Source organism: Methylophaga sp. OBS1 (genome assembly GCF_026319365.1).
In genome coordinates this window covers 228678-249334 of record NZ_JAPDMS010000003.1, presented here as the reverse complement: position 1 = coordinate 249334, position 20657 = coordinate 228678, and the positions used below count along the sequence as shown (strand labels likewise).

General features: G+C 52.5%; 19 protein-coding genes and 1 other RNA gene. 13 read left to right on the top strand and 7 right to left on the bottom strand.

What is annotated here, in order from left to right; translation table 11 throughout:
* Nucleotides 1–148 precede the first annotated feature (148 nt).
* From rhlB to OMQ46_RS10515, 3 genes are read left to right on the top strand one after another with little or no spacing between them, the layout of a single operon-like run.
* Nucleotides 149–1462, top strand: a complete 1314-nt coding sequence (rhlB, locus tag OMQ46_RS10525) for an ATP-dependent RNA helicase RhlB (RefSeq protein ID WP_266236802.1) — start codon at nt 149–151, stop codon at nt 1460–1462.
* Nucleotides 1446–1787, top strand: a complete 342-nt coding sequence (locus OMQ46_RS10520) for a hypothetical protein (protein ID WP_266236799.1) — start codon at nt 1446–1448, stop codon at nt 1785–1787. Before rhlB ends, OMQ46_RS10520 begins: the two co-directional genes overlap by 17 nt.
* Complete coding sequence (locus tag OMQ46_RS10515) at nt 1774–2460, top strand: hypothetical protein (RefSeq protein WP_266236798.1); 687 nt, start codon at nt 1774–1776, stop codon at nt 2458–2460. Before OMQ46_RS10520 ends, OMQ46_RS10515 begins: the two co-directional genes overlap by 14 nt.
* Here the strand turns inward: OMQ46_RS10515 and OMQ46_RS10510 are convergent.
* The 5 genes from OMQ46_RS10510 to OMQ46_RS10490 all read right to left on the bottom strand — a co-directional run bounded on the left by OMQ46_RS10510 (nt 2457) and on the right by OMQ46_RS10490 (nt 7538).
* Entirely contained in the window at nt 2457–3059 is a 603-nt protein-coding gene (locus OMQ46_RS10510; protein ID WP_266236796.1) for a DUF502 domain-containing protein, read from the bottom strand. The genes OMQ46_RS10515 and OMQ46_RS10510 overlap by 4 nt on opposite strands.
* A 92-nt stretch (nt 3060–3151) precedes the next feature.
* Entirely contained in the window at nt 3152–4363 is a 1212-nt protein-coding gene (locus OMQ46_RS10505) for a UbiH/UbiF/VisC/COQ6 family ubiquinone biosynthesis hydroxylase (protein ID WP_266236794.1), read from the bottom strand.
* Entirely contained in the window at nt 4360–5592 is a 1233-nt protein-coding gene (ubiH, locus tag OMQ46_RS10500; protein ID WP_266236792.1) for a 2-octaprenyl-6-methoxyphenyl hydroxylase, read from the bottom strand. Before ubiH ends, OMQ46_RS10505 begins: the two co-directional genes overlap by 4 nt.
* A 14-nt stretch (nt 5593–5606) precedes the next feature.
* Entirely contained in the window at nt 5607–6932 is a 1326-nt protein-coding gene (gene pepP, locus OMQ46_RS10495; RefSeq protein ID WP_266236790.1) for a Xaa-Pro aminopeptidase, read from the bottom strand.
* Nucleotides 6933–6986: 54 nt separating this feature from the next.
* A complete protein-coding gene (locus tag OMQ46_RS10490; protein WP_266236788.1) occupies nt 6987–7538 on the bottom strand; it encodes a UPF0149 family protein in 552 nt (183 codons plus the stop codon).
* A gap of 224 nt (nt 7539–7762) precedes the next feature.
* Between OMQ46_RS10490 and OMQ46_RS10485 the strand changes: the two genes are divergently transcribed.
* The 4 genes from OMQ46_RS10485 (at nt 7763) to OMQ46_RS10470 (ending at nt 10594) form a co-directional block, all read left to right on the top strand.
* The gene (locus tag OMQ46_RS10485) at nt 7763–7972 is read left to right on the top strand and encodes a TIGR02449 family protein (protein ID WP_266236786.1); all 210 of its coding nucleotides are present in this window, start codon (nt 7763–7765) and stop codon (nt 7970–7972) included.
* Nucleotides 7969–8274 (top strand): cell division protein ZapA, encoded by a 306-nt coding sequence (locus tag OMQ46_RS10480; protein WP_266236784.1) that lies wholly within the window; start codon nt 7969–7971, stop codon nt 8272–8274. Before OMQ46_RS10485 ends, OMQ46_RS10480 begins: the two co-directional genes overlap by 4 nt.
* Nucleotides 8275–8316: 42 nt before the next feature.
* Nucleotides 8317–8500, top strand: a non-coding RNA gene (gene ssrS, locus OMQ46_RS10475) — 6S RNA.
* A gap of 354 nt (nt 8501–8854) precedes the next feature.
* A complete protein-coding gene (locus OMQ46_RS10470; protein WP_266236782.1) occupies nt 8855–10594 on the top strand; it encodes an OFA family MFS transporter in 1740 nt (579 codons plus the stop codon).
* A 172-nt stretch (nt 10595–10766) separates the two neighbouring features.
* On the opposite strand, the gene aroE is transcribed toward OMQ46_RS10470, so the two are convergent.
* Together aroE and hemB are read right to left on the bottom strand one after the other, a co-directional pair.
* Complete coding sequence (aroE, locus tag OMQ46_RS10465) at nt 10767–11591, bottom strand: shikimate dehydrogenase (RefSeq protein WP_266236781.1); 825 nt, start codon at nt 11589–11591, stop codon at nt 10767–10769.
* A gap of 6 nt (nt 11592–11597) precedes the next feature.
* Nucleotides 11598–12614: a porphobilinogen synthase gene (gene hemB, locus OMQ46_RS10460; RefSeq protein ID WP_266236780.1), complete on the bottom strand. Its 1017-nt coding sequence runs from the start codon at nt 12612–12614 to the stop codon at nt 11598–11600.
* Between the two features lie 168 nt (nt 12615–12782).
* Here hemB and carA point away from each other — a divergent pair, with 168 nt between their 5' ends.
* Genes carA through ftsH form a run of 6 tightly spaced genes read left to right on the top strand, consistent with a single transcriptional unit; the run spans nt 12783 to nt 20645 of the window.
* A complete protein-coding gene (gene carA, locus OMQ46_RS10455) occupies nt 12783–13913 on the top strand; it encodes a glutamine-hydrolyzing carbamoyl-phosphate synthase small subunit (RefSeq protein WP_266236779.1) in 1131 nt (376 codons plus the stop codon).
* A 6-nt stretch (nt 13914–13919) separates the two neighbouring features.
* A complete protein-coding gene (gene carB, locus OMQ46_RS10450; protein WP_266236777.1) occupies nt 13920–17138 on the top strand; it encodes a carbamoyl-phosphate synthase large subunit in 3219 nt (1072 codons plus the stop codon).
* The gene (gene greA / locus OMQ46_RS10445; RefSeq protein WP_266236775.1) at nt 17138–17614 is read left to right on the top strand and encodes a transcription elongation factor GreA; all 477 of its coding nucleotides are present in this window, start codon (nt 17138–17140) and stop codon (nt 17612–17614) included. The genes carB and greA overlap by 1 nt, the downstream gene beginning before the upstream one ends.
* Before the next feature lie 8 nt (nt 17615–17622).
* Nucleotides 17623–18084, top strand: a complete 462-nt coding sequence (locus tag OMQ46_RS10440) for a DUF4149 domain-containing protein (RefSeq protein WP_266236773.1) — start codon at nt 17623–17625, stop codon at nt 18082–18084.
* Nucleotides 18085–18087: 3 nt separating this feature from the next.
* On the top strand, nt 18088–18705 hold the full coding sequence (rlmE, locus tag OMQ46_RS10435) for a 23S rRNA (uridine(2552)-2'-O)-methyltransferase RlmE (protein ID WP_266236771.1): 618 nt from the start codon (nt 18088–18090) through the stop codon (nt 18703–18705).
* 38 nt (nt 18706–18743) lie between these two features.
* The gene (ftsH, locus tag OMQ46_RS10430) at nt 18744–20645 is read left to right on the top strand and encodes an ATP-dependent zinc metalloprotease FtsH (protein WP_266236769.1); all 1902 of its coding nucleotides are present in this window, start codon (nt 18744–18746) and stop codon (nt 20643–20645) included.
* The last annotated feature ends 12 nt before the right edge of the window (nt 20646–20657 follow it).

Genomic DNA, 20657 nt, shown 5'->3' with positions numbered 1-20657 from the left:
TCCAGTGGTATATAAAGTATCGTTGGATTATACCGGGCCTGGCGAGGTTGCATCTTCAAACCTGCATTTCAGGCCGACTTAGGTATATACTCCCATGCGATAGAGCCTAACATTTTTTCCTATCATCAACGCTAATGCAAGTATTTATATGAGTGCACATCTAACTGACCAGGCCTTCAAAACCCTGCCCCTGAATCCTGCACTGCAGGCTGGCCTGGACCAGGCAGGTTTCGAATTCTGTACCCCGATCCAGGCGCAATCCCTGCCTTTATTGCTGGAGGGCAAAGACGTAGCAGGGCAGGCCCAGACGGGTACCGGTAAAACCATCGCCTTTCTGCTGGCAACTTTTCAACGGCTGCTGCAAACACCGCCATTGGACAACTGGGATGGCAAACAGCCCCGGGCTTTGATTCTGGCGCCGACGCGTGAACTGGCGATCCAGATCATGAAGGACGCCAAGCTGCTCAACACCGGAGCTAATCTGCGCATAGCGATTGCGCACGGCGGCAAGGATTACCAGAAACAACGCGATGCCCTCAATGAAGGCTGTGATGTGCTGGTGGGCACGCCGGGACGACTGCTGGATTATCACAAGCAACGCGTTTTCAGCCTGAAATATATCGAGGCGGTGGTGCTGGATGAAGCCGATCGCATGTTTGATCTGGGCTTTATCAAAGACGTCCGTTATTTCCTGCGCCGGATCCCAGCACCGGGACAACGCCTGGGCATGCTGTTTTCTGCCACCTTGAGCTACAAGGTCAGCGAACTGGCCTATGAGCATATGAATAACCCGGAAAAAGTACAGGTCGAGCCCGAAAAAATGATGGGCGATCGTATCGAAGAATGGGTTTATTATCCGGCCAATGAAGAGAAAATTCCGCTTCTGCTTGCGCTGATTGAGAAGCTGCAGCCTGAACGCAGTATTATTTTCGTTAACACCAAACACGTTGCCGATCGTGTCTGGGGCTACCTGGAAGGCAATGGTCATAAGGCTTCTTTATTATCCGGGGACGTGCCACAGAAAAAACGCGAACGACTGCTGCAGCATTTTCAGGACGGTGAGTTTCCGTTTCTGGTGGCGACCGATGTGGCTGCCCGAGGCCTGCATATTCCAGCAGTGAGTCATGTGTTCAACTTTGATTTGCCTCAAGATGTCGAAGATTATGTGCACCGTACCGGCCGCACCGCCCGGGCCGGTGCCAGCGGCGTCGCAATCAGCTTTGCCTGTGAAGAGTTTGTGTTTTCACTGCCCGATATTGAAACTTATATCAAGCATAAACTGCCTATTGCTTCGACCGCCGATGAAACGCTTATCGAGCCCAAGCCGCCGGTCAAAAGCGAGAAAAAAACCGCGCCGCATCGAGGCAAAAGAGAGGGGGGCAGGCGTCGTCGTCCGCGCCGGTCGGGAAACCGCCAGGGCAAGGCCGCAGCCTCTATAAACAAACATGCAGATAAACAGTAATCGTCCTGCTGACTTTTACCCATTGGTTCCGGTTGATAACCGGAACAGTGCACGTGCGCCGGTTATTTTTGATGTTGAGCAAGTCAACACCTCACTGACGCCGGATCGGGCTAATAACACGTCGGTTGTTATCGCCCCTAACAGTAGTGAAGACGGTCAGCAGGCCCGCTTCGTCAGAAATTTTATCAGTAGTGATCGCCGCTTTGACGGTGATAACGATCAAGCGACATTGCTTCCCCGCGCCGTGCAGCAATACCTGTATATCAATGAACTACCGACACAAGCTTCCACTGACAGGGGCCAGTTGCTGGATGAGATGGTGTAGTCTGCTGTTCTTTGCCCTGTTGTTGAGCGGTTGTATGACCGCCGCGGGCAACAGTAAAAACAGCATAGAGCGACTGGCTAAGAGCGATATTGACGAAGTCATTGAGCTGCATCAGCAGGTTGTAATGCGTGATTTGAAAAAGCTGATGGTCAAGCTCTATAAGCGAAATCCCGGGCTGCGTTACGACCGCGAGCTCCGCGATATCAAAGCCAGTGTCGAGCTGACCTTTTCGCGGCCGTTCAATTATAACTATGCCGAATTCAGTCAGATTCGACGCCCCACAGATATTGTCAGGCTGGCACTCGATGAGAGCTATCAAGGCGACCGGGTACTGGCCTTTATCATCGGCCTGCGACGGATGCTGATGGCTTCCTATGATAATAACACCGAGTTTTTCTATCTGACTTCAATCGATCAACAGAAACTCTACAATAGTGCCCGCAATATTGAGATTGCGGCGTGGTTGCTGGCTAAGAGCCGGGACAAAGAAGGTAATCTGTTGATGCTTAGTGACAGCCTTGCCGACGAGCGGCGCAATCTAAGCTATCAGCGACTGATTGGCCGGATGATTGCGACCCAGGATAATCTTGCCGAGATCATCTCGCATAAGACCGGCCGGATTATCAAAACCGTGGTGGTCAGGGCTGCAACCGTCGTATTCCTGCCAATTTAATCTTCCTTGCCGTTGTGACCGGCGACACCGGCGGTCAACACGAAACGCATCGCCTGTTCCATGGACATATTCACGGGCCGCAGGCGATTTTTGGGCATCATCACCGGGTAGCCACCGATGTTATAACTCATCGGCAGAAACACCAGCACCCGCTCTTCGCCGTCTTCCGACTCGATCGGCAAGGACGCTGATGAGTCCAGCGTGATAAAACCAATCAGTTCCATGCCATTGTCCAGCTTAACAGCAACGACCTGTTCGAACTCACTTTTGCGGGTCGGGGAGAAGTACTGAAAGAAGTCACGAATTGCGCCGTAAACTGATTTAATCAGAGGCATGTGGTAGAGGAGCTGTTCAATATAGCGAAACAGGGCTTTGAAAACATACAACTGCATCATCAGGCCAATCATAAAAATTAGCAGCAAAGCGGCAATAAAGCCCATTCCCGGCCAATAGAGATAATCGGGCAGAATAAACTTGATCACACCGCCGAGCGCCTTTTCAGTCGAAACGATAAACCAGTAAATCAGATAGGCGGTTAATGTCAGGGGCAGAATCGTGATAAGCCCGGTCAGGAACTGGCGGGAAATAAAGCCAATCATAAATGTTCTCCGTTTGCAGTTGAGAGCCAGTATTGGCTTGTTAGGTCCGACGGTCAAATGCCGGATGAGAGTCAGTTCACACTAAGACGATGTCAGTGGCGATGTTCGGGCTGGCTCAGAGACGGAGTCGCAAATGGGCGGCTTGCCGCCTGATGCATAAACAGATTTTTCAGCCAGGTACTGTGATTGACGCCACGCAAGCCGAATTGACGCAGCCATCTCACCGGGGCCAGCCGGCTACTGAATACCCGTTTGAACATATCCATGCTGAACTGCATCAGCAGGTTATCAGCATGACGCTGACGCTGATATTTCTGCAAGGTATGCAGGCTGCCGATATCGCGGTCATGCTGGTGAGCATTCAAAACGACTTCGGTCAAAGTGGCGGCATCCAGCAAACCGATATTGACGCCCTGCCCCGCCAACGGATGAATAATGTGGGCGGCATCACCGACTAAAGCCAGCCCGGGCTTGATGTAGCTGTCAGCATGACGAAGCTGAAGTGGGAAAGCAGCACGTTCACTGATGGTGGTGATGTGGGCAGGTTTGAGCTGACAGGCCTCGTTCAGTTCTGCAATGAAGTCCGCCTCCGACAGCGCCAGTAATCGATCGGCACTGCTGCTATTGAGTGACCAGACTATCGAACATTGATTCAGCTCGGGCAGTGGCAGCAGCGCCAGTGGGCCTTCGCTCAAAAATCGCTGCCAGGCGGTATGCTGGTGACTGTGCTCGGTGGTCACCGTGGCGACCAGTCCCTTCTGATCATAGGACCAGCCCTTGAGCTTAATGCCTGCCCATTCACGCAACGGCGATTGGGCACCATCTGCGGCGACAATCAACCTGGCCTGCAGCACATCGCCGTTATCCAGGGTGACTTGATAGGGCTCATAATGGCTGGGCTGTGCCGGGCTGATAACTTTGATATTGGGCATACGCTGACATTCAGCCAGACTGATGGTTTGCAGCACCCGGTTTTCCAGCAGATGACCGAGCCAGGGCTCACCCAGATCGGCACTGTTAAAGTGCAGCTCGCTACCTTCATTTTCCCAGACCCGCATATCGGTAAAAGCACTCACGCGCTCTCCCGGTAGCTGCGACCACAGCCCCAGCCTGGTCAGCAGAATCTCGCTGCTGCGGGTGAGGGCACTGACGCGGAGATCGTATGGAGACCCGGCGGCCGGGGCTTCAGGCAATTGCGCCTCAACCAGTGCGATTTTCAGTGCGGGTTCTGATGCCAGCGCAACCGCCAGCGTGGCGCCGACCATGCCGCCACCGACAATGACAATATCAAAAGTCTGATTCATAAGCTTAAGCCTCTACCCAGACGCGGTTGTTTCTGTCCCAGCCCCATACTTCGCTGAGCCAGAAGATGCTTCGCTGCAGGCAGCGTATCGAGCAGGGCCAGCCCCGCTCCACGCAGATGACCCAACAGGCTGATGTCATTACTGAACAACCTCACCAGTTTGTCAGTCGCCTGCACCACCTGATCCTGATCTTTCTGGCGCCAACTCTGGTAGCGTTGCAGCAGGGTCATCTCACCGCAATCATCAGCGGCATCTGCCAGGCATTCAGCCAGTACGGCCACATCACGAAGCCCCAGGTTGAATCCCTGGCCGGCAATCGGGTGCAGGCTGTGTGCGGCATTACCAATAAACACGATACGCTGCTGTACCGGCATATCGGATTGCATCAGCGTCAGAGGATGACTGTGGCGCTGACCGACCCGGATAAAGCGACCGGCCCGGTACCCAAAGCGCTGTTGAAGCCTTTCAAGAAAGTCGTCACCGCTCAGGTTCAGTAAGTCCAGCTCATCGCCGCTGCGAACGGTCCAGACCAGACTGCTACGGTTATCAGACATTGGCAGCAGTGCCATCGGTCCGCTGTCAGTAAAGCGTTCATAGGCCCAGCCCTGATGCAACTTGTCGGTACTGATATTGGCAGTCACGGCGGTCTGCTGATATTCCTGTTGCCAGGCCCCTAAATTCAACAACTGGCGGATGGTGGAATCGCGGCCATCGGCGGCAACCACCACACGGGTTCGAATCGTCTCGCCGTTGTCCAGGGTCAGGGTCACATGATCAGAGTCCTGCTCCAGTGCCGTCACCTGAGCCGGGCACAGCAGTTTCAGTCGAGTCATTTGCTGTAAGCGTTGATTCAAGGTCCGGCCCAGGTCTCTTGCGGTCAGCACCTGACCCAATGCCGGGACTCGCTCTTTGTCAGCAGACAGACGGGTGACGCCAAAACGGCCGCGGTCGGAGATATGAATATGTTTGATAGCGGTGGCAAAAGGGGCAATGTCAGGCCACAGCCCCATGCGCTGAAAAATCCGCTGAGAGCCATAACTTAATGCGATACCACGATCATCAAAACTGGGCTGGCTATTGCTTTGCAGGGGCTGCGCTTCCACCAGACCGATATTGAGAGAGGACTGTTCCAGTGCGACAGCGAGACTGGCGCCAACCATACCGCCGCCAACAATCAGCAGATCGAAGTCTTTGTCACTGGTACGGGGCGGGCTGTCGGCCTGGTTCATGGCTTTCTCTTTATTCAAGCAGCTGAGGCTGAAAAGGCTTCAGCCATTAATGCCTCAATCTCATCAATTTCCTTGGGCGCGGCTTCTGTCAGGACTTCACAGCCGTCTTTGGTCACCAGCACATCATCTTCGATGCGGATACCGGTGAAATGCCATTTCTTATCGATATGCTGCGGGTCGCGTATATACAGTCCGGGTTCAACCGTGAGCACCATGCCCGGTTCCAGCAGCCGCCACTGTTCATCAATCTTGTAGTCACCGACATCGTGAACATCCATGCCCAGCCAGTGACCGGTACGGTGCATGAAGAATTCGCGATAGGCGTTATCATCGATGAGTTGCTGCAACTCACCTTTCAGTAAGCCCAGATCAATCAGGCCCCGGGTGAGTACTTCAACCGCGGCTTCATGTGGTTGGTTCCAGTGATTGCCCGGTTTGACCGCTGCAATGGCGGATTTCTGGGCATCGAGCACGACCTGATACAGCTGGCGCTGCGGCTCGGTAAATTTGCCGTTGACCGGGAAAGTGCGGGTGATATCCGCAGCGTAACACTGGTATTCGGCACCGGCATCAATCAGCAGCAGATCATTGTTTTTCAGTTTGCTGCTGTTTTCGATGTAATGCAGGATGCAGCCGTTTTCGCCGCCACCGACAATAGAAGGATAGGCGGGGGAGCGGCAGCCGTGTTTCATGAATTCATGAATCAGCTCCGCTTCGACTTCATATTCCCATTTGCCCGGACGGGTGAACTGCATCGCACGGATATGGGCTTTGACCGAGGCTTCTGCCGCATGGCGCATAGCCTTGATTTCAGCACCGGATTTGAACAGCCGGAGTTCATTGAGGCTGTATTCCAGATCGACGATTTCATGTGGTGAGTGTTTACCGGCGCGGGCTGCCTGACGCAGATGGTTGAGCCAGGACACCATATGCTGATCAAAAGCGGGCTGATTACCCATGGTGTAATAGACTTTTTCCTTGCCTTCCAGCAGGCCGGGCAAAATATCATCCAGATCGCTGATGGGGTAGGAGTCGTCAGCACCGAACTGTTCGACCGCACCTTCCTGCCCGGCGCGGTAGCCATCCCAGATTTCTTTATCCAGATCCCGCTCACGACAGAACAGGATAAATTCACCATGTTCCCGGCCCGGAATCAACACCATTACCGACTCCGGTTCATCAAAACCGGTAAGGTAATGAAAGTGACTGTCACTGCGATAGGGAAAGTCGACATCACGGTTACGCGGGGCAACCGGCGCATTGGGCAATACAGCAATACTGTCCTCACCCATGATTTCCATCAGACGTTGGCGGCGTTTGGCGAATTCTTTTTTCAACATAAAACCTGTTTAACTATTGTGGCCGCCTCAGAGTTGTGAGGCCGGCGGTTAGCATTAGTGTTCAGTGTTTTTTTCTTCAGTCGGATCGACCGGTTGCAGCTCACCATAGAGCAGGAACAACCCCATTCTCAAATATTCAACCAGCTCTTCGAAATTGGCTTTTTCCTGTTCGCTGTCCTGAATTTCATCAAAACTGACCTGGCTGATTTTAATGACATCGGTCACAAATTCACGACAATCATCAGACAAATCGGTTTCATTGGTCATGCCGCTGGTACCCAGACCATAAACCAGTCCCTGGCACCAGTCGGCCATGGCTGATAGACGTGATGCTAAAGGCGCATCGTCATCCGGCAGTTCCATTTCAAACTCGAAATCAAGACTGTTGAGCGACTGCATGGTTTCATCAAAAAGATGCGACAGGTCCTGTTTTTCTTCCTCGCCTGGGTGGAAGTCTTCAAATAAACGAGTGTACCAACTGGTGCGATCGGCCATTGCATCCATGCATAGCAGACCACATAGCGCACCCTGCAGTTCTGCCAGCGTAGCGGGGCCATCACCGGTTTGTTTGTCGGGGGCCAGCGAAGGGAAATAAAGTTGTGACATAAAGCTTAAGGTCCTGATTTTGAAAATAAGCCGGCCAGCAATGTTAATCACGCGCTAGCCTTGAGCAGGCGTCTATTATGACAGTTGTTGACCCGATTGGCAGGGCGCGTCTATAGTTATAGCCGAGTTACCCCCCAATCCGCAGGCTGGCGAAGTTTGATGCTGCCTTCAGATGGGGGTAAATTGATCATCTCTATTCTCGCATAGCCTAGAACTCATACTAAATGGATAAACACGCGATTCAACAATTGGAACAGCAAGTCGATGAACTGCTTCGTGCCAGTCGCCGTTTGCGGGAAGAGAATATGCTGCTTAAATCTCAACAGGCCGCCTGGCTGAGCGAACGAGCTCAACTGATTGAAAAAACCGATGTGGCTCGACACCGTATTGAAAAAATGGTCAGTCGTCTGAAAGAATTGGATAGCGAATTATGAGTTCACCGGTGACAGTCAATATTCTGGGTAAGGAATATCAAATAGCCTGCCCGGAAGAAGAAAAAGAGGCCTTGATTGCCTCAGCGCGTATGGTTCACGAGAACATGGAAAAGATCCGCCACAGCGGTAAAGTGGTTGGTGTCGATCGTATCGCGGTGATGGCGGCATTGAATATTGCGCACGAGCTGATTCAAATCCAGCATGATGAAAATCATGACCTGGAAAAAGTGAACAACAAAATTTTGCAACTTAAAGAGCGGGTTAGTGCATTTCTGGATGAAGATCGCCAGCTTGAACTGTAAAAAACTTGAACTTAGTGAATTAATATTGCGTATCATTTGGTTATGTCCCTGCGGTGCTCGACAGCGACACTGTGTGTCTTGAGCCGATAAGCAAATGCTTAGGAAACCAAAATCTGGAAGTCGAAAAACAAGCCCGCTTCGACGGGAAGTTTGCCGGCTTCATGCGGTTTCCCTCTTGGACCCGATGGTTCAAGAACCCCCGTCGCATCGACACTGTGGGGCTTAATTTTTCCCCTTATCCTCATTCACTGTGAAAGCAGTCATAATCAACCAATAACAATGGCTGAGCAGTGATGAGGATATTTTTCTCCGCCCCCTCAGCCCTCAGTCAGCAATGTTGTCGATTTCATTGACGTCTCCATACCTTTTGTTCTGCCAGCCAGTTGACTAACAACTCAGCGCCACTCGGGTTTGTCAGCATTGAGGGCTCGATATCGCTCTGGTCGAGACTGGTTGATTACAGCCTGTTTAGCCGAAATATGCTTTCTCTAACATATTGATAGAAATGGTGTTCTGGTTTATTTGTTACTGAACAAATCAATCATCCAAGCATAAACCTTGATTACAGGGAGGTATTTCGATGTCGTTGTTAGCTCAACTTTCCTCGAAGCTGGGGAAAAAACATATTGTCGCCAAGCCCGGTTTCAACCGCTGGCTGATTGCCCCCGCTGCACTTGCCATCCATTTATGCATTGGATCAGTCTATGCCTGGAGTATCTTCAATCCGGCCTTGACCAAACATTTCGGTGTTGTCACCAGTGCGGCTGATGACTGGAGCTTTTCTGCGGTGGTATGGATCTTTTCCACTGCTATCGTCTTTCTGGGACTGGCGGCGGCAGTGGGCGGAAAGTGGCTGGAAGAAGTCGGACCCCGTGCAACCGGTTTTCTCGCAGCCTGTCTCTGGGGTGGCGGTTTTTTGATTGGCAGTCTGGGAATTGCCAGCCATCAGTTGTGGCTGATTTATCTTGGGTATGGAGCGATTGGCGGCTGCGGTCTGGGCCTGGCTTATGTGACACCGGTGAGTACATTGATTCGCTGGTTTCCGGATCGACGTGGCATGGCAACGGGCATTGCCATTATGGGGTTTGGTGGCGGTGCGATGATTGGTGCCCCGTTAAAAACCTACCTGCTTAGCCTGTATTACCAGGCGCCGGAATATCTTGGGAAAGTCAGTGATGTCAATCTCATCACCGAAGCAGGCCGTCGTTACGCCGAAGTGGCCGGGCAGCAGGTGGAGGTGGTTATTGCTTCTGCCTCGGATATGCTCAAAGCACCGGTGGTGGGGCCTGAAGGCGTCTACGTCGTCGGCACCGGTAGTACCGGCGCTACCAGTGTATTTCTAACGCTGGGCATTGTTTACTTTATCGTGATGACGATTGCTGCGTTCAGCTTCCGCGTTCCGGCGAAAGACTGGAAGCCATCTGGATGGACGCCAAAACCCGCTGAGAAAAAAGGCAAAAATGCCCTGATTACGGATAATCACGTGCATATTGACCAGGCGCTGAAAACGCCGCAATTTTACCAACTCTGGATTTTGCTGTGTTTTAACGTGACTGCAGGTATTGGTGTGATTGGTGTAGCGAAAACCATGATTACGGATATCTTCAGTCCCAGCCTGCCCTCTATTGTCGATGCCGGTTTTGCCGCCACCTATGTCCTGATGATCAGTGTATTCAATATGACCGGTCGGTTTCTCTGGTCATCTGCGTCTGATTACATCGGTCGTAAGAATACGTATCACTGCTTTTTTGTTCTGGGAGCGGTTCTGTACATGTCGATTCCCTTTATTGCTACCCAGGCCAGCATCAATCCCAGCGTCACGGCACTGGTTATGTTCTATGCGGTGACCATGATCATTTTCACCATGTATGGTGGTGGTTTTGCGACGATTCCTGCCTATCTCGCCGATATCTTCGGTACCTTGCATGTTGGTGGCATCCATGGCCGCCTGCTGACAGCGTGGAGTACCGCCGGCATTCTGGGGCCGCTGGCGATTACCCAATTGCGCGAGCATTCCCTCAATAAAGTCTTGCATGAACTGGCGGCCAAGGTTGATCCGGCCGCCTTTATGCAGAAATTCGGTGACAGTATCCGCAATCTGGATCAATTGATCGCAACGAAGACTGTGACTATTTCGCAACTGATGGAAATTGCACCACCTGGTACCGTGGATCCGACCCCAAGTCTTTATAACACCACTATGTTTGCGATGGCCGGACTTCTGGTGCTGGCATTTCTAGCGAATCTGACCATTCGCCCGGTACATCAGAAACATCATGTGCACCATACCCATCCCGAGCTTGCGATGGAAGTGAAGTAAAGTCTGAATCTTGGCTTTTTAAGCTGATCAGGCTTGCAGGCTGGGCAGTGTGGTAGCCATGCTGCCCAGGGTTTTTTTGGTGACATTCTATGGGGATCGTTGGCATTAGCTAGTGTGGCGCTAATCGCGCTGACGTTGGCTGATCATCAGCGTTGGTGATCAGCTTGGCTGTTCAGGCACGGGCGCTTCGAAGCCATTCAATCACTTTTCTTGTATCTGGCCTCACGTCACGCCAAATCTGGAAAGCTTCTGCAGCCTGTTCAACCAGCATGCCCAGACCGTCAATAGTCTTAGCCGCACCATGTTGTTTGGCCCAGGCGATAAAAGCGGTGTCGGAATCGCTGTACATCATGTCGTAGCAGGCCGCATTGTCTGCGAGCAGATTATCGGGTAAAGGCGGGACTTCTCCCTGCAGGCTGGCGGCAGTGGCATTAATCACGACATCATAGGGTGGTTTGATGTCTTCAAAACCGCCACCGCGGATATGACCGAGGTCACTGAACAGATCCGCCAGCGCGTGGGCTTTACTGGCTGTGCGGTTGGCCACGAACAGTTCGAGCGGGTCATAATTCAGCAACGGTTCAATCACCCCTCTTGCGGCTCCGCCGGCACCCAGAAGCAGAATACGTTTACCTCTGAGTTCAATGCTGTTGTTATCGGTCAGATCCCGACACAGGCCAACACCGTCAGTGTTGTCGCCATACATCGAACCATCATCATTAAATACCAGAGTATTAATAGCGCCAGCCCGCTTGGCCCGGTTTGACTGATTTTCAACCAATTGCCAGGCCTGTTCTTTAAACGGCACGGTGATATTAATGCCTTTGAGTTTAAGCAGGTCGCGTAGCTGGCTCAGGCTACTTTCCAGTGCGTCCTGTGGTACCTCAATCGCGGTGTATTCCAGATCCTGTTCCGTCTGCTTGGCGAACTCGCTGTGGATCAGAGGCGACTTACTGTGGCTGATCGGGTTGCCGATCACGGCGTATTTGTCAGTCATAAAGGCTTAACGCTGTTGCTTGAGTTTCTGGGCAATATCTTTGGCGAAGTAGGTCAGAATGCCATCCGCTCCGGCACGTTTAAACGCGAGCAGGCTCTCCATAATCGTGTCTTCTGTCAGCCAGCCATTAATAACGGCGGATTTCAGCATCGCGTATTCGCCGCTGACCTGATAAACAAAAGTCGGCTTCTGAAAAGTCTGTTTGACCCGGTACAGCACATCGAGATAAGGCATGCCCGGTTTGACCATCACCATATCGGCGCCTTCTTCGATATCCAGCGCGACTTCGTGCAACGCTTCATCACTGTTGGCCGGGTCCATCTGATAACTGAATTTATTGCCACCACCGAGGTTGCCGGCACTGCCTACCGCATCACGAAAGGGACCATAAAAGCTGGAAGCATATTTGGCGGAGTAAGCCATGATGCGGGTGTGAATCTGACCGGCATTTTCCAGCGCTTGCCGAATGGCACCAATGCGGCCGTCCATCATATCGGAGGGGGCGACAATCTGCGCACCGGCCTCGGCATGGGATAAAGCCTGTTTAATCAGGACTTCGACGGTTTCATCATTGAGAATGTAGCCGCTGTCATTAATCAGTCCATCCTGTCCATGTGTGGTGAAAGGATCCAGTGCCACATCCGTCATGATGCCCAGCTCCGGGAATTCATTTCGCAGCGCTCTGACCGCGCGCTGAGCCAAGCCTTCAGGGTTGTAGGCTTCACGCGCGTCTTCGGTTTTCTTGTCCACCGGGGTGACCGGGAACAAGGCCATGACAGGCACACCTATTTTAGAAACGGCTTCGGCTTCCCTAAGCAGCAGGTCAATGCTCAGACGCTCAACGCCGGGCATGGAACTGACCGCTTCTCGCTGATTGTTACCCTCAAGCACAAAACAGGGATAAATCAGGTCATCAAGCTGCAGACTATGTTCCCGCATCAGCCGCCGTGAAAAGTCATCTTTGCGCATACGGCGCGGTCTATGCCTGGGGAAACCCGATTGGGGGAAAACAGAATGAGACATTCCTAAGCCTTGGCTAGCAATAAACAATCCCTCAATGGTACCGGCAGCGGCGGGGCTTGTCATCGTTTTAGCGTGGACGCGATAGTCGCTTATGGGATAAAATTGCAAAGATTTTGTCTGGGATGAACGTCATGTTCGTCCCTTTATTACATCTGGTGGAGGTCTCCCTTGCGAACGAGTGCATTACTTGCTCTTGAAGACGGCACGGTCTATCACGGCGAATCGATTGGAGCCATTGGCCAGTCAGTCGGTGAAGTTGTCTTTAACACAGCAATGACTGGCTATCAGGAAATCCTGACTGATCCTTCCTATACCCGTCAAATAGTGACTCTGACCTACCCGCACATCGGCAACACAGGGGTGAATGCGGAAGACGAAGAGTCTGATAAGGTTTATGCGAGTGGTTTGATCATCCGCGATTTGTCGCCGGTTGTCAGCAGCTGGCGTAGTGAAGAGTCCCTGGACGCTTACCTGACCCGTCACAACGTGGTCGGCCTGGCCGGCATCGATACCCGCGCGCTGACCCGTCGTCTGCGTGAGAAAGGGGCGATGAATGGTTGCATCGTGGCCGGTGATGATATCGATGTGAATGCCGCTATCGAAGCGGCCAAGTCCTTTGAAGGCTTGAAAGGTATGGATCTGGCTAAAGTGGTCAGCACCAAGGAAAGCTACAGTTGGGATGAGGGCATTTGGCACCTGGATGGTGAATCGAAAGCTCCTGAGCCCCGCTTCCATGTGGTCGCTTATGACTACGGTGCAAAGAAAAACATTCTGCGCATGCTGGTGGAGCGCGGCTGTAAACTCACCGTGGTATCCGCGCAGACTTCTGCCGAAGAGGTACTGGCTTTGAATCCGGACGGCGTGTTTCTGTCCAACGGCCCTGGTGACCCGGAGCCCTGTGATTACGCGATTGAAGCGATCCAGACATTACTGGAAAAAGATCTGCCGATTTTCGGTATCTGCCTGGGCCATCAGCTGCTGGGGCTTGCCTGCGGTGCCAAGAGTGTCAAGATGAAGTTCGGCCATCATGGTGCTAACCATCCGGTACAGGAACTGCTGGCAGGCCTGGTGATGATCACCAGTCAGAACCACAGTTTTGCCATTGATGAAGCCTCTTTGCCTGAGACACTGACCGCCACCCATCGCTCGCTGTTTGACGGTACCCTTCAGGGTATTCATCACACCAGTAAGCCGGCATTCAGTTTCCAGGGACACCCCGAAGCCAGCCCCGGCCCGCAAGATGCGGCGCCACTTTTTGATCACTTTATCGATTTACTCGAACAAGCGACAGGTAAATAATTCACGATGGCGAAACGTACTGATATTCAAAGTATTCTGATTCTGGGCGCAGGTCCGATTGTTATCGGTCAAGCCTGTGAATTCGATTATTCCGGTGCTCAGGCATGTAAAGCCCTCAAAGAGGAAGGTTATCGGGTCATCCTGGTGAACTCGAATCCGGCCACTATCATGACCGACCCCAACATGGCCGATGCCACCTACATTGAACCCATCAACTGGCAGGCGGTCAAGAAAGTCATTGAGGCCGAACGTCCTGATGCCATCCTGCCCACTATGGGCGGACAGACCGCACTGAACTGTGCGCTGGATCTGGAGAAAAACGGCGTTCTGGCTGAATTCGGTGTGGAAATGATTGGCGCCGACAGCGAAGCCATCAATAAAGCCGAAGATCGTGACCTGTTCCGTGAAGCGATGCGTAAAATTGGCCTCGATATGCCACAGTCCGACATTGCCCATAGCCTGGATGAAGCGCTGGCAGTGCAGGAAAAATTCGGTTTCCCGGTCATTATCCGCCCCTCATTCACCATGGGTGGCAGTGGCGGTGGTATCGCCTACAACAAGCAGGATTTCGTCGAAATCTGCCAGCGTGGTCTTTACCTCAGCCCGACCCATGAACTGCTGATCGAAGAATCGATCATCGGCTGGAAAGAATATGAAATGGAAGTGGTGCGTGACCGTAAGGACAACGCCATCATTATCTGTTCGATTGAAAATCTGGACCCGATGGGCGTGCATACGGGTGACTCCATTACGGTCGCACCGGCACAGACCCTGACCGATAAGGAATACCAGATCATGCGTAACGCCTCGCTGGCGGTACTGCGTGAAATCGGAGTTGATACCGGCGGTTCCAACGTACAATTTGCGGTGAACCCCGAAACCGGCCGTCTGATCATCATTGAGATGAACCCGCGGGTATCTCGTTCATCCGCACTGGCGTCCAAAGCCACTGGCTTCCCGATTGCCAAGGTGGCTGCCAAGCTGGCGGTGGGTTATACCCTGGATGAACTGCAGAACGAAATCACCGGTAACGCGACACCGGCCTCGTTCGAGCCTTCCATCGATTACGTCGTTACCAAGGTGCCACGCTTTACTTTCGAGAAATTCCCACAAGCTGATAACCGTCTGAGCACTCAGATGAAATCTGTGGGTGAAGTCATGGCGATTGGCCGCAGCTTCCAGGAGTCGCTGCAGAAAGCGCTGCGTGGTCTGGAAATTGATCGTGACGGTCTGAATGAAATCCTGGACCTGACTGAAGAAGGTGTCGAGGAAACCCTGCGGCGTGAACTGAGCCTGCCTGGCTCGGATCGTCTCTGGTACGTGGCTGATGCCTTCCGCTACGGTTTCAGTTTTGAGGAAGTCCAGCGGCTGACCCATATCGACCCATGGTTCCTGGTGCAGATTCAGGAATTGGTTGAGATTGAAAACAGCCTCAAAGAGCGTTCGCTGAACGATCTGGATCAGAACGAAATGTTCCGTCTCAAGCGCAAAGGCTTCTCTGATTCCCGACTGGCCAAGCTGCTGTTGAAAACCGAAAAGCAGGTGCGTGAATATCGTCAGGAAATGCAGGTTCGTCCGGTCTACAAACGCGTTGATACCTGTGCGGCTGAGTTTGCCACTACCACCGCTTACATGTACTCAAGCTACGATATCGAATGCGAAGCCGAGCCGACCGACCGTGACAAGATCATGATTCTGGGTGGTGGCCCCAACCGTATCGGTCAGGGTATCGAATTCGATTACTGCTGTGTTCATGCGGCACTGGCTTTGCGTGAAGACGGTTACGAAACCATTATGGTCAACTGTAATCCGGAAACCGTCTCTACCGATTACGACACCTCCGATCGTCTCTATTTCGAATCATTGACGCTGGAAGATGTGCTGGAAATCGTTGACCTGGAAAAACCCAAAGGTGTGATTGTTCAGTTCGGCGGTCAGACACCGCTGAAACTGGCGCGTGCATTGGAAGCCGCCGGAGTACCGATTATCGGTACCTCACCGGACGCTATTGACCATGCCGAAGACCGTGAACGTTTTCAGCAGATGGTGGAGAAACTGGGTCTGTTACAACCGCCTAACCGTCTGGCGCATTCCATCGATAATGCAGTGAACCTGGCTGCCGAAATCGGTTATCCGTTGGTGGTCCGCCCGTCATATGTTCTGGGCGGCCGCGCCATGGAAATTGTCTACAATGAGGAAGAACTGCAGCGCTACATGCTCAATGCGGTCAAAGTCTCCAATGACTCGCCGGTGCTCCTGGATCGCTTCCTGGACGATGCCATTGAAGTGGATGTCGATGCGATTTGTGATGGTAAAGAAGTCCTGATTGGCGGCATCATGGAACATATCGAACAGGCCGGTGTGCATTCCGGTGACTCTGCCTGTGCGATTCCGCCCTACAGTCTGAGCAATGCCGTGCAGGATCAGATGCGCGAGCAGGTTCGTCAGATGGCACTGGAACTCGGTGTCAAAGGACTGATGAATACGCAGTTTGCTATCAAGGGTGAGGAAATCTTTATTCTGGAAGTGAACCCGCGTGCTTCCCGTACCGTGCCCTATGTCTCGAAATCTATCGGTGTGCCACTGGCCAAAGTCGCCGCACGTGCGATGGCCGGCCGTACGCTGCTGGACCAGGATGTGACCAGGGAAGTGATTCCAAGCTACTACTCGGTCAAAGAAGCCGTGTTCCCGTTCATCAAGTTCCAGAACGTGGATCCGATTCTGGGCCCTGAAATGAAATCCACCGGTGAAGTCATGGGCGTGGGCCGGACCTTCGGTGAAGCTTTTGCCAAATCACAGCTTGCAGCCTCAGTGGTTCTGCCGACTGACGGTACAGCCTTTATCAGCGTGCGTGAGGCTGATAAGGTAGCTGTCGTGCAGATTGCCAAAGACTTGGCAGCACTGGGCTTCTCTTTGCTCGCAACACGTGGTACACAGAAAGTGCTGGCCGAGGCCGGTGTCGACTGTGAGCCGGTCAACAAAGTGGCTGAAGGTCAGCCACACATTGTTGACATGATCAAAAACGACGAAATCAATCTGATTGTTAACACCACCGAAGGACGTCAATCCGTTGCCGATTCGCGGGAGATTCGTCGTGCCGCATTGCACCATCAGGTGAACTACACCACCACACTGGCCGCGGCGCGTGCAACAGTGCAAGCCCTCAATAGTGAAGACATTGTTTCTGTGAACAGATTGCAATCTTTGCATGGAGAATTAAATTAATGGCTGTACCTATTACCTCGCGCGGTGCCGAAGCACTGAAGGACGAACTGAAACAACTGAAAACGGTAGCTCGGCCTCAGGTCGTGGCTGCGATCGCGGAAGCGCGTGAGCACGGTGATCTGAAAGAAAACGCCGAGTATCACGCTGCCCGTGAACAGCAGAGCTTTATTGAAGGCCGTATTCAGGAACTGGAAGGCACGCTGTCACAATCACAAATCATTGATCCGGCTTCTTTGCCCAAAGATGGTCGTGTGGTTTTCGGCGTCACCGTCACCTTGCTCAATATTGATAACGATGCTGAGGTGAAATATCAGATAGTAGGTGACTATGAGTCTGATATTAAGCTGAACCGGATTTCAGTCTCGTCACCGATTGCCCGTGCACTGATCGGCAAGGAAATCGATGATGTGGTGACAGTGCAGGCACCGGGCGGTAATATCGAATATGAAATTGTTGATATCAGCTACGAGAGCTAAATCCTAAGATGTTTTCAGGTTACAGTGGTGAACGCTTACTGCTCACTCTCTGGGTGGGCAGTCTCTGGGCTATTGGCTATCTGGCCGTGCCCATGGCCTTTGCCAACCTGGAAGTGCATATTGCCGGCAATTATGCCGGCAAACTGTTTTATGCGGTCAATATTATCGGTGTGGTGTCAGCGACTATTCTGCTCATCAGCCGTTTGTTTATTTTCGGTGTGCGGGCATTTCCCCGTTACTGGCGCAGTTGGCTGATTCTGCTGATGTTGCTGGTGAGTCTTGCCTTTGCCGGCTTTATCCAGCCGGAAATGCAGGCGTTGAAACAACTGGGCCTGGAGCAGGGGAGCAACATCGAACGTTTCAATGATCTGCATAAGCTGAGTGAAAATCTCTATTTGCTGTTGAGCCTGTTTGGGTTAATGTTGGTATTAACCTCAGACAAACGTGCTGAAGCAGCCAACGAAGCCTGAGTTATGGCCAGAAGTAAATCCAGTCAAGGCTGGCTCAAAGAACACTTTGACGACCAGTATGTCAAAAAAGCCCAGCAGGCAGGCCACCGTTCGCGTGCCACTTTCAAGCTGGAAGAAATCGATAACAAGGACAAGCTGATCAAACCGGGCATGAGCGTAGTTGATCTGGGCGCGGCGCCCGGTGGTTGGTCGGATTATGCGCTGGGCAAGGTTGGTGACAAAGGCACTGTGGTTGCTCTGGACATCCTCGAAATGACGCCGCTGACCGGTGTTCACTTTATTCAGGGTGACTTTCGCGAAGACGAAGTGCTCGATGAACTCAATAAGGTACTTGATGGTCGACAGATAGACCTTGTTTTATCGGATATGGCCCCCAATATGACAGGGGTAGGATCAATTGATCAGCCGGCCAGCATGCATCTGGTGGAACTGGCACTGGATTTTGCCGTCACCAATCTGAGTAAACAGGGCAGTTTTCTGGTCAAAGTGTTTCAGGGCGAAGGCTTTGATGAATTTCTCAAGGCGATGCGGGACAGCTTCAATAAAGTCGTCACCCGCAAGCCTGATGCGTCCAGAGCGAGGAGTCGTGAAGTCTACCTGCTTGGTCGCGGCCTAAAATAGCGTTTAATGGTAACCAGAGGTACCAAACATTGAATGACATGATGAAAAATATTGTTTTGTGGGTTGTCATCGCCATTGTGCTGATGTCTGTGTTTAACAATTTTGGCCCGCAAAGCAGTTCGTCCAATGAAATGGATTACTCGACCTTTATCAGCAACGTCAAAAATGGCGGTGTGTCCAATGTCGAAATTCAGGGTCGGGAAATCCAGGGTAAGCTCACTGATGGCAGTAAGTTCATCACCTACAGTCCGGATTATGATCCGGGCCTGATTGGTGACCTGCTGGATAACGGTGTCAGCATTCAGGCTGAACCGGTCGAGAAAACCAGTCTGCTGATGCAGATCTTTATCTCCTGGTTCCCGATGCTGCTGCTGATTGCCGTGTGGATTTTCTTCATGCGTCAAATGCAGGGCGGTGGCGGCAAAAATCCGATGTCATTCGGTAAAAGCAAAGCCCGCATGCTCAGTGATGACCAGGTGAAGGTGACATTTAAAGATGTTGCCGGCGTCGAGGAAGCCAAAGAAGAAGTGGCTGAACTGGTCGACTTCCTGCGCGATCCAAGCAAATTCCAGAAACTGGGTGGTCGTATTCCACGCGGTATTTTGATGGTGGGCTCACCCGGTACCGGTAAAACCCTGTTGGCCAAGGCCATTGCTGGTGAAGCGAAAGTCCCGTTCTTCACCATTTCCGGTTCTGACTTCGTTGAGATGTTCGTCGGTGTGGGTGCCTCGCGTGTTCGTGACATGTTCGAACAGGCTAAAAAGCATGCGCCCTGCATTATCTTTATTGACGAAATTGATGCGGTCGGTCGTCATCGTGGTGCCGGTCTCGGCGGCGGTAATGACGAGCGCGAACAGACGCTGAACCAGTTGCTGGTTGAAATGGATGGTTTTGAAGGCAATGAGGGCGTGATTGTTATTGCCGCAACTAACCGTCCAGACGTACTCGATCCGGCCTTGCTGCGTCCAGGTCGTTTTGACCGTCAAGTGGTGGTGCCACTGCCTGATATCCGTGGTCGTGAGCAAATCATCAACGTTCACCTGCGCAAAGTACCCGCGGCTGAGGATGTGGAAGCCCGTGTGATTGCACGTGGCACCCCCGGATTTTCCGGTGCCGACCTGGCGAACCTGGTCAATGAGGCAGCCTTGTTTGCCGCGCGTGCCAATAAGCGTCTGGTCGGTATGGAAGAACTGGAACTGGCCAAAGATAAGATCATGATGGGCGCAGAGCGCCGCTCCATGGTCATGAGCGACAAAGAAAAAGAACTGACTGCCTACCACGAAGCCGGTCATGCCATTGTCGGTCGCTTGGTGCCGGGTCATGATCCGGTCTACAAGGTCAGTATCATTCCACGTGGTCGCGCCCTGGGTGTGACCATGTTCCTGCCGACCGAGGATAAATACAGCTTCACCAAGCAACAACTGGAAAGTCAGATCTCCAGTCTCTATGGCGGCCGTCTGGCAGAAGAAATGATCTTCGGCCCGGAAGCCGTCACGACCGGCGCCTCGAATGATATTCAGCGGGCGACAGAGCTGGCGCATAATATGGTCACCAAGTGGGGCCTGTCCGACAATATGGGGCCGATGTCCTACGGTGAAGATGAAGGTGAAGTGTTCCTGGGCCGCAGCGTGACCCAACATAAAGCAATGTCGGATCTGACTGCGAAGCAGATCGACGAGGATGTGCGCGCGGTCATTAACCGTAACTATCAGCGTGCCCAGACCCTGCTGGATGAAAACATGGACAAGCTGCACAAGATGGCGCAGCTGTTAATGAAATACGAAACCATCGACAGTGATCAGATCGATGCCATCATGGAAGGCCGTGAACCGGGTGAACCGAAAGACTGGAATGACCGCTCCAATACGCCGCCGTCTGCCACAGCGGAGTCTGATGATGAGCAGGCAACTTCCGGCAAACCGGCTGATCAACTGCACTAAAAGGACTGTTAT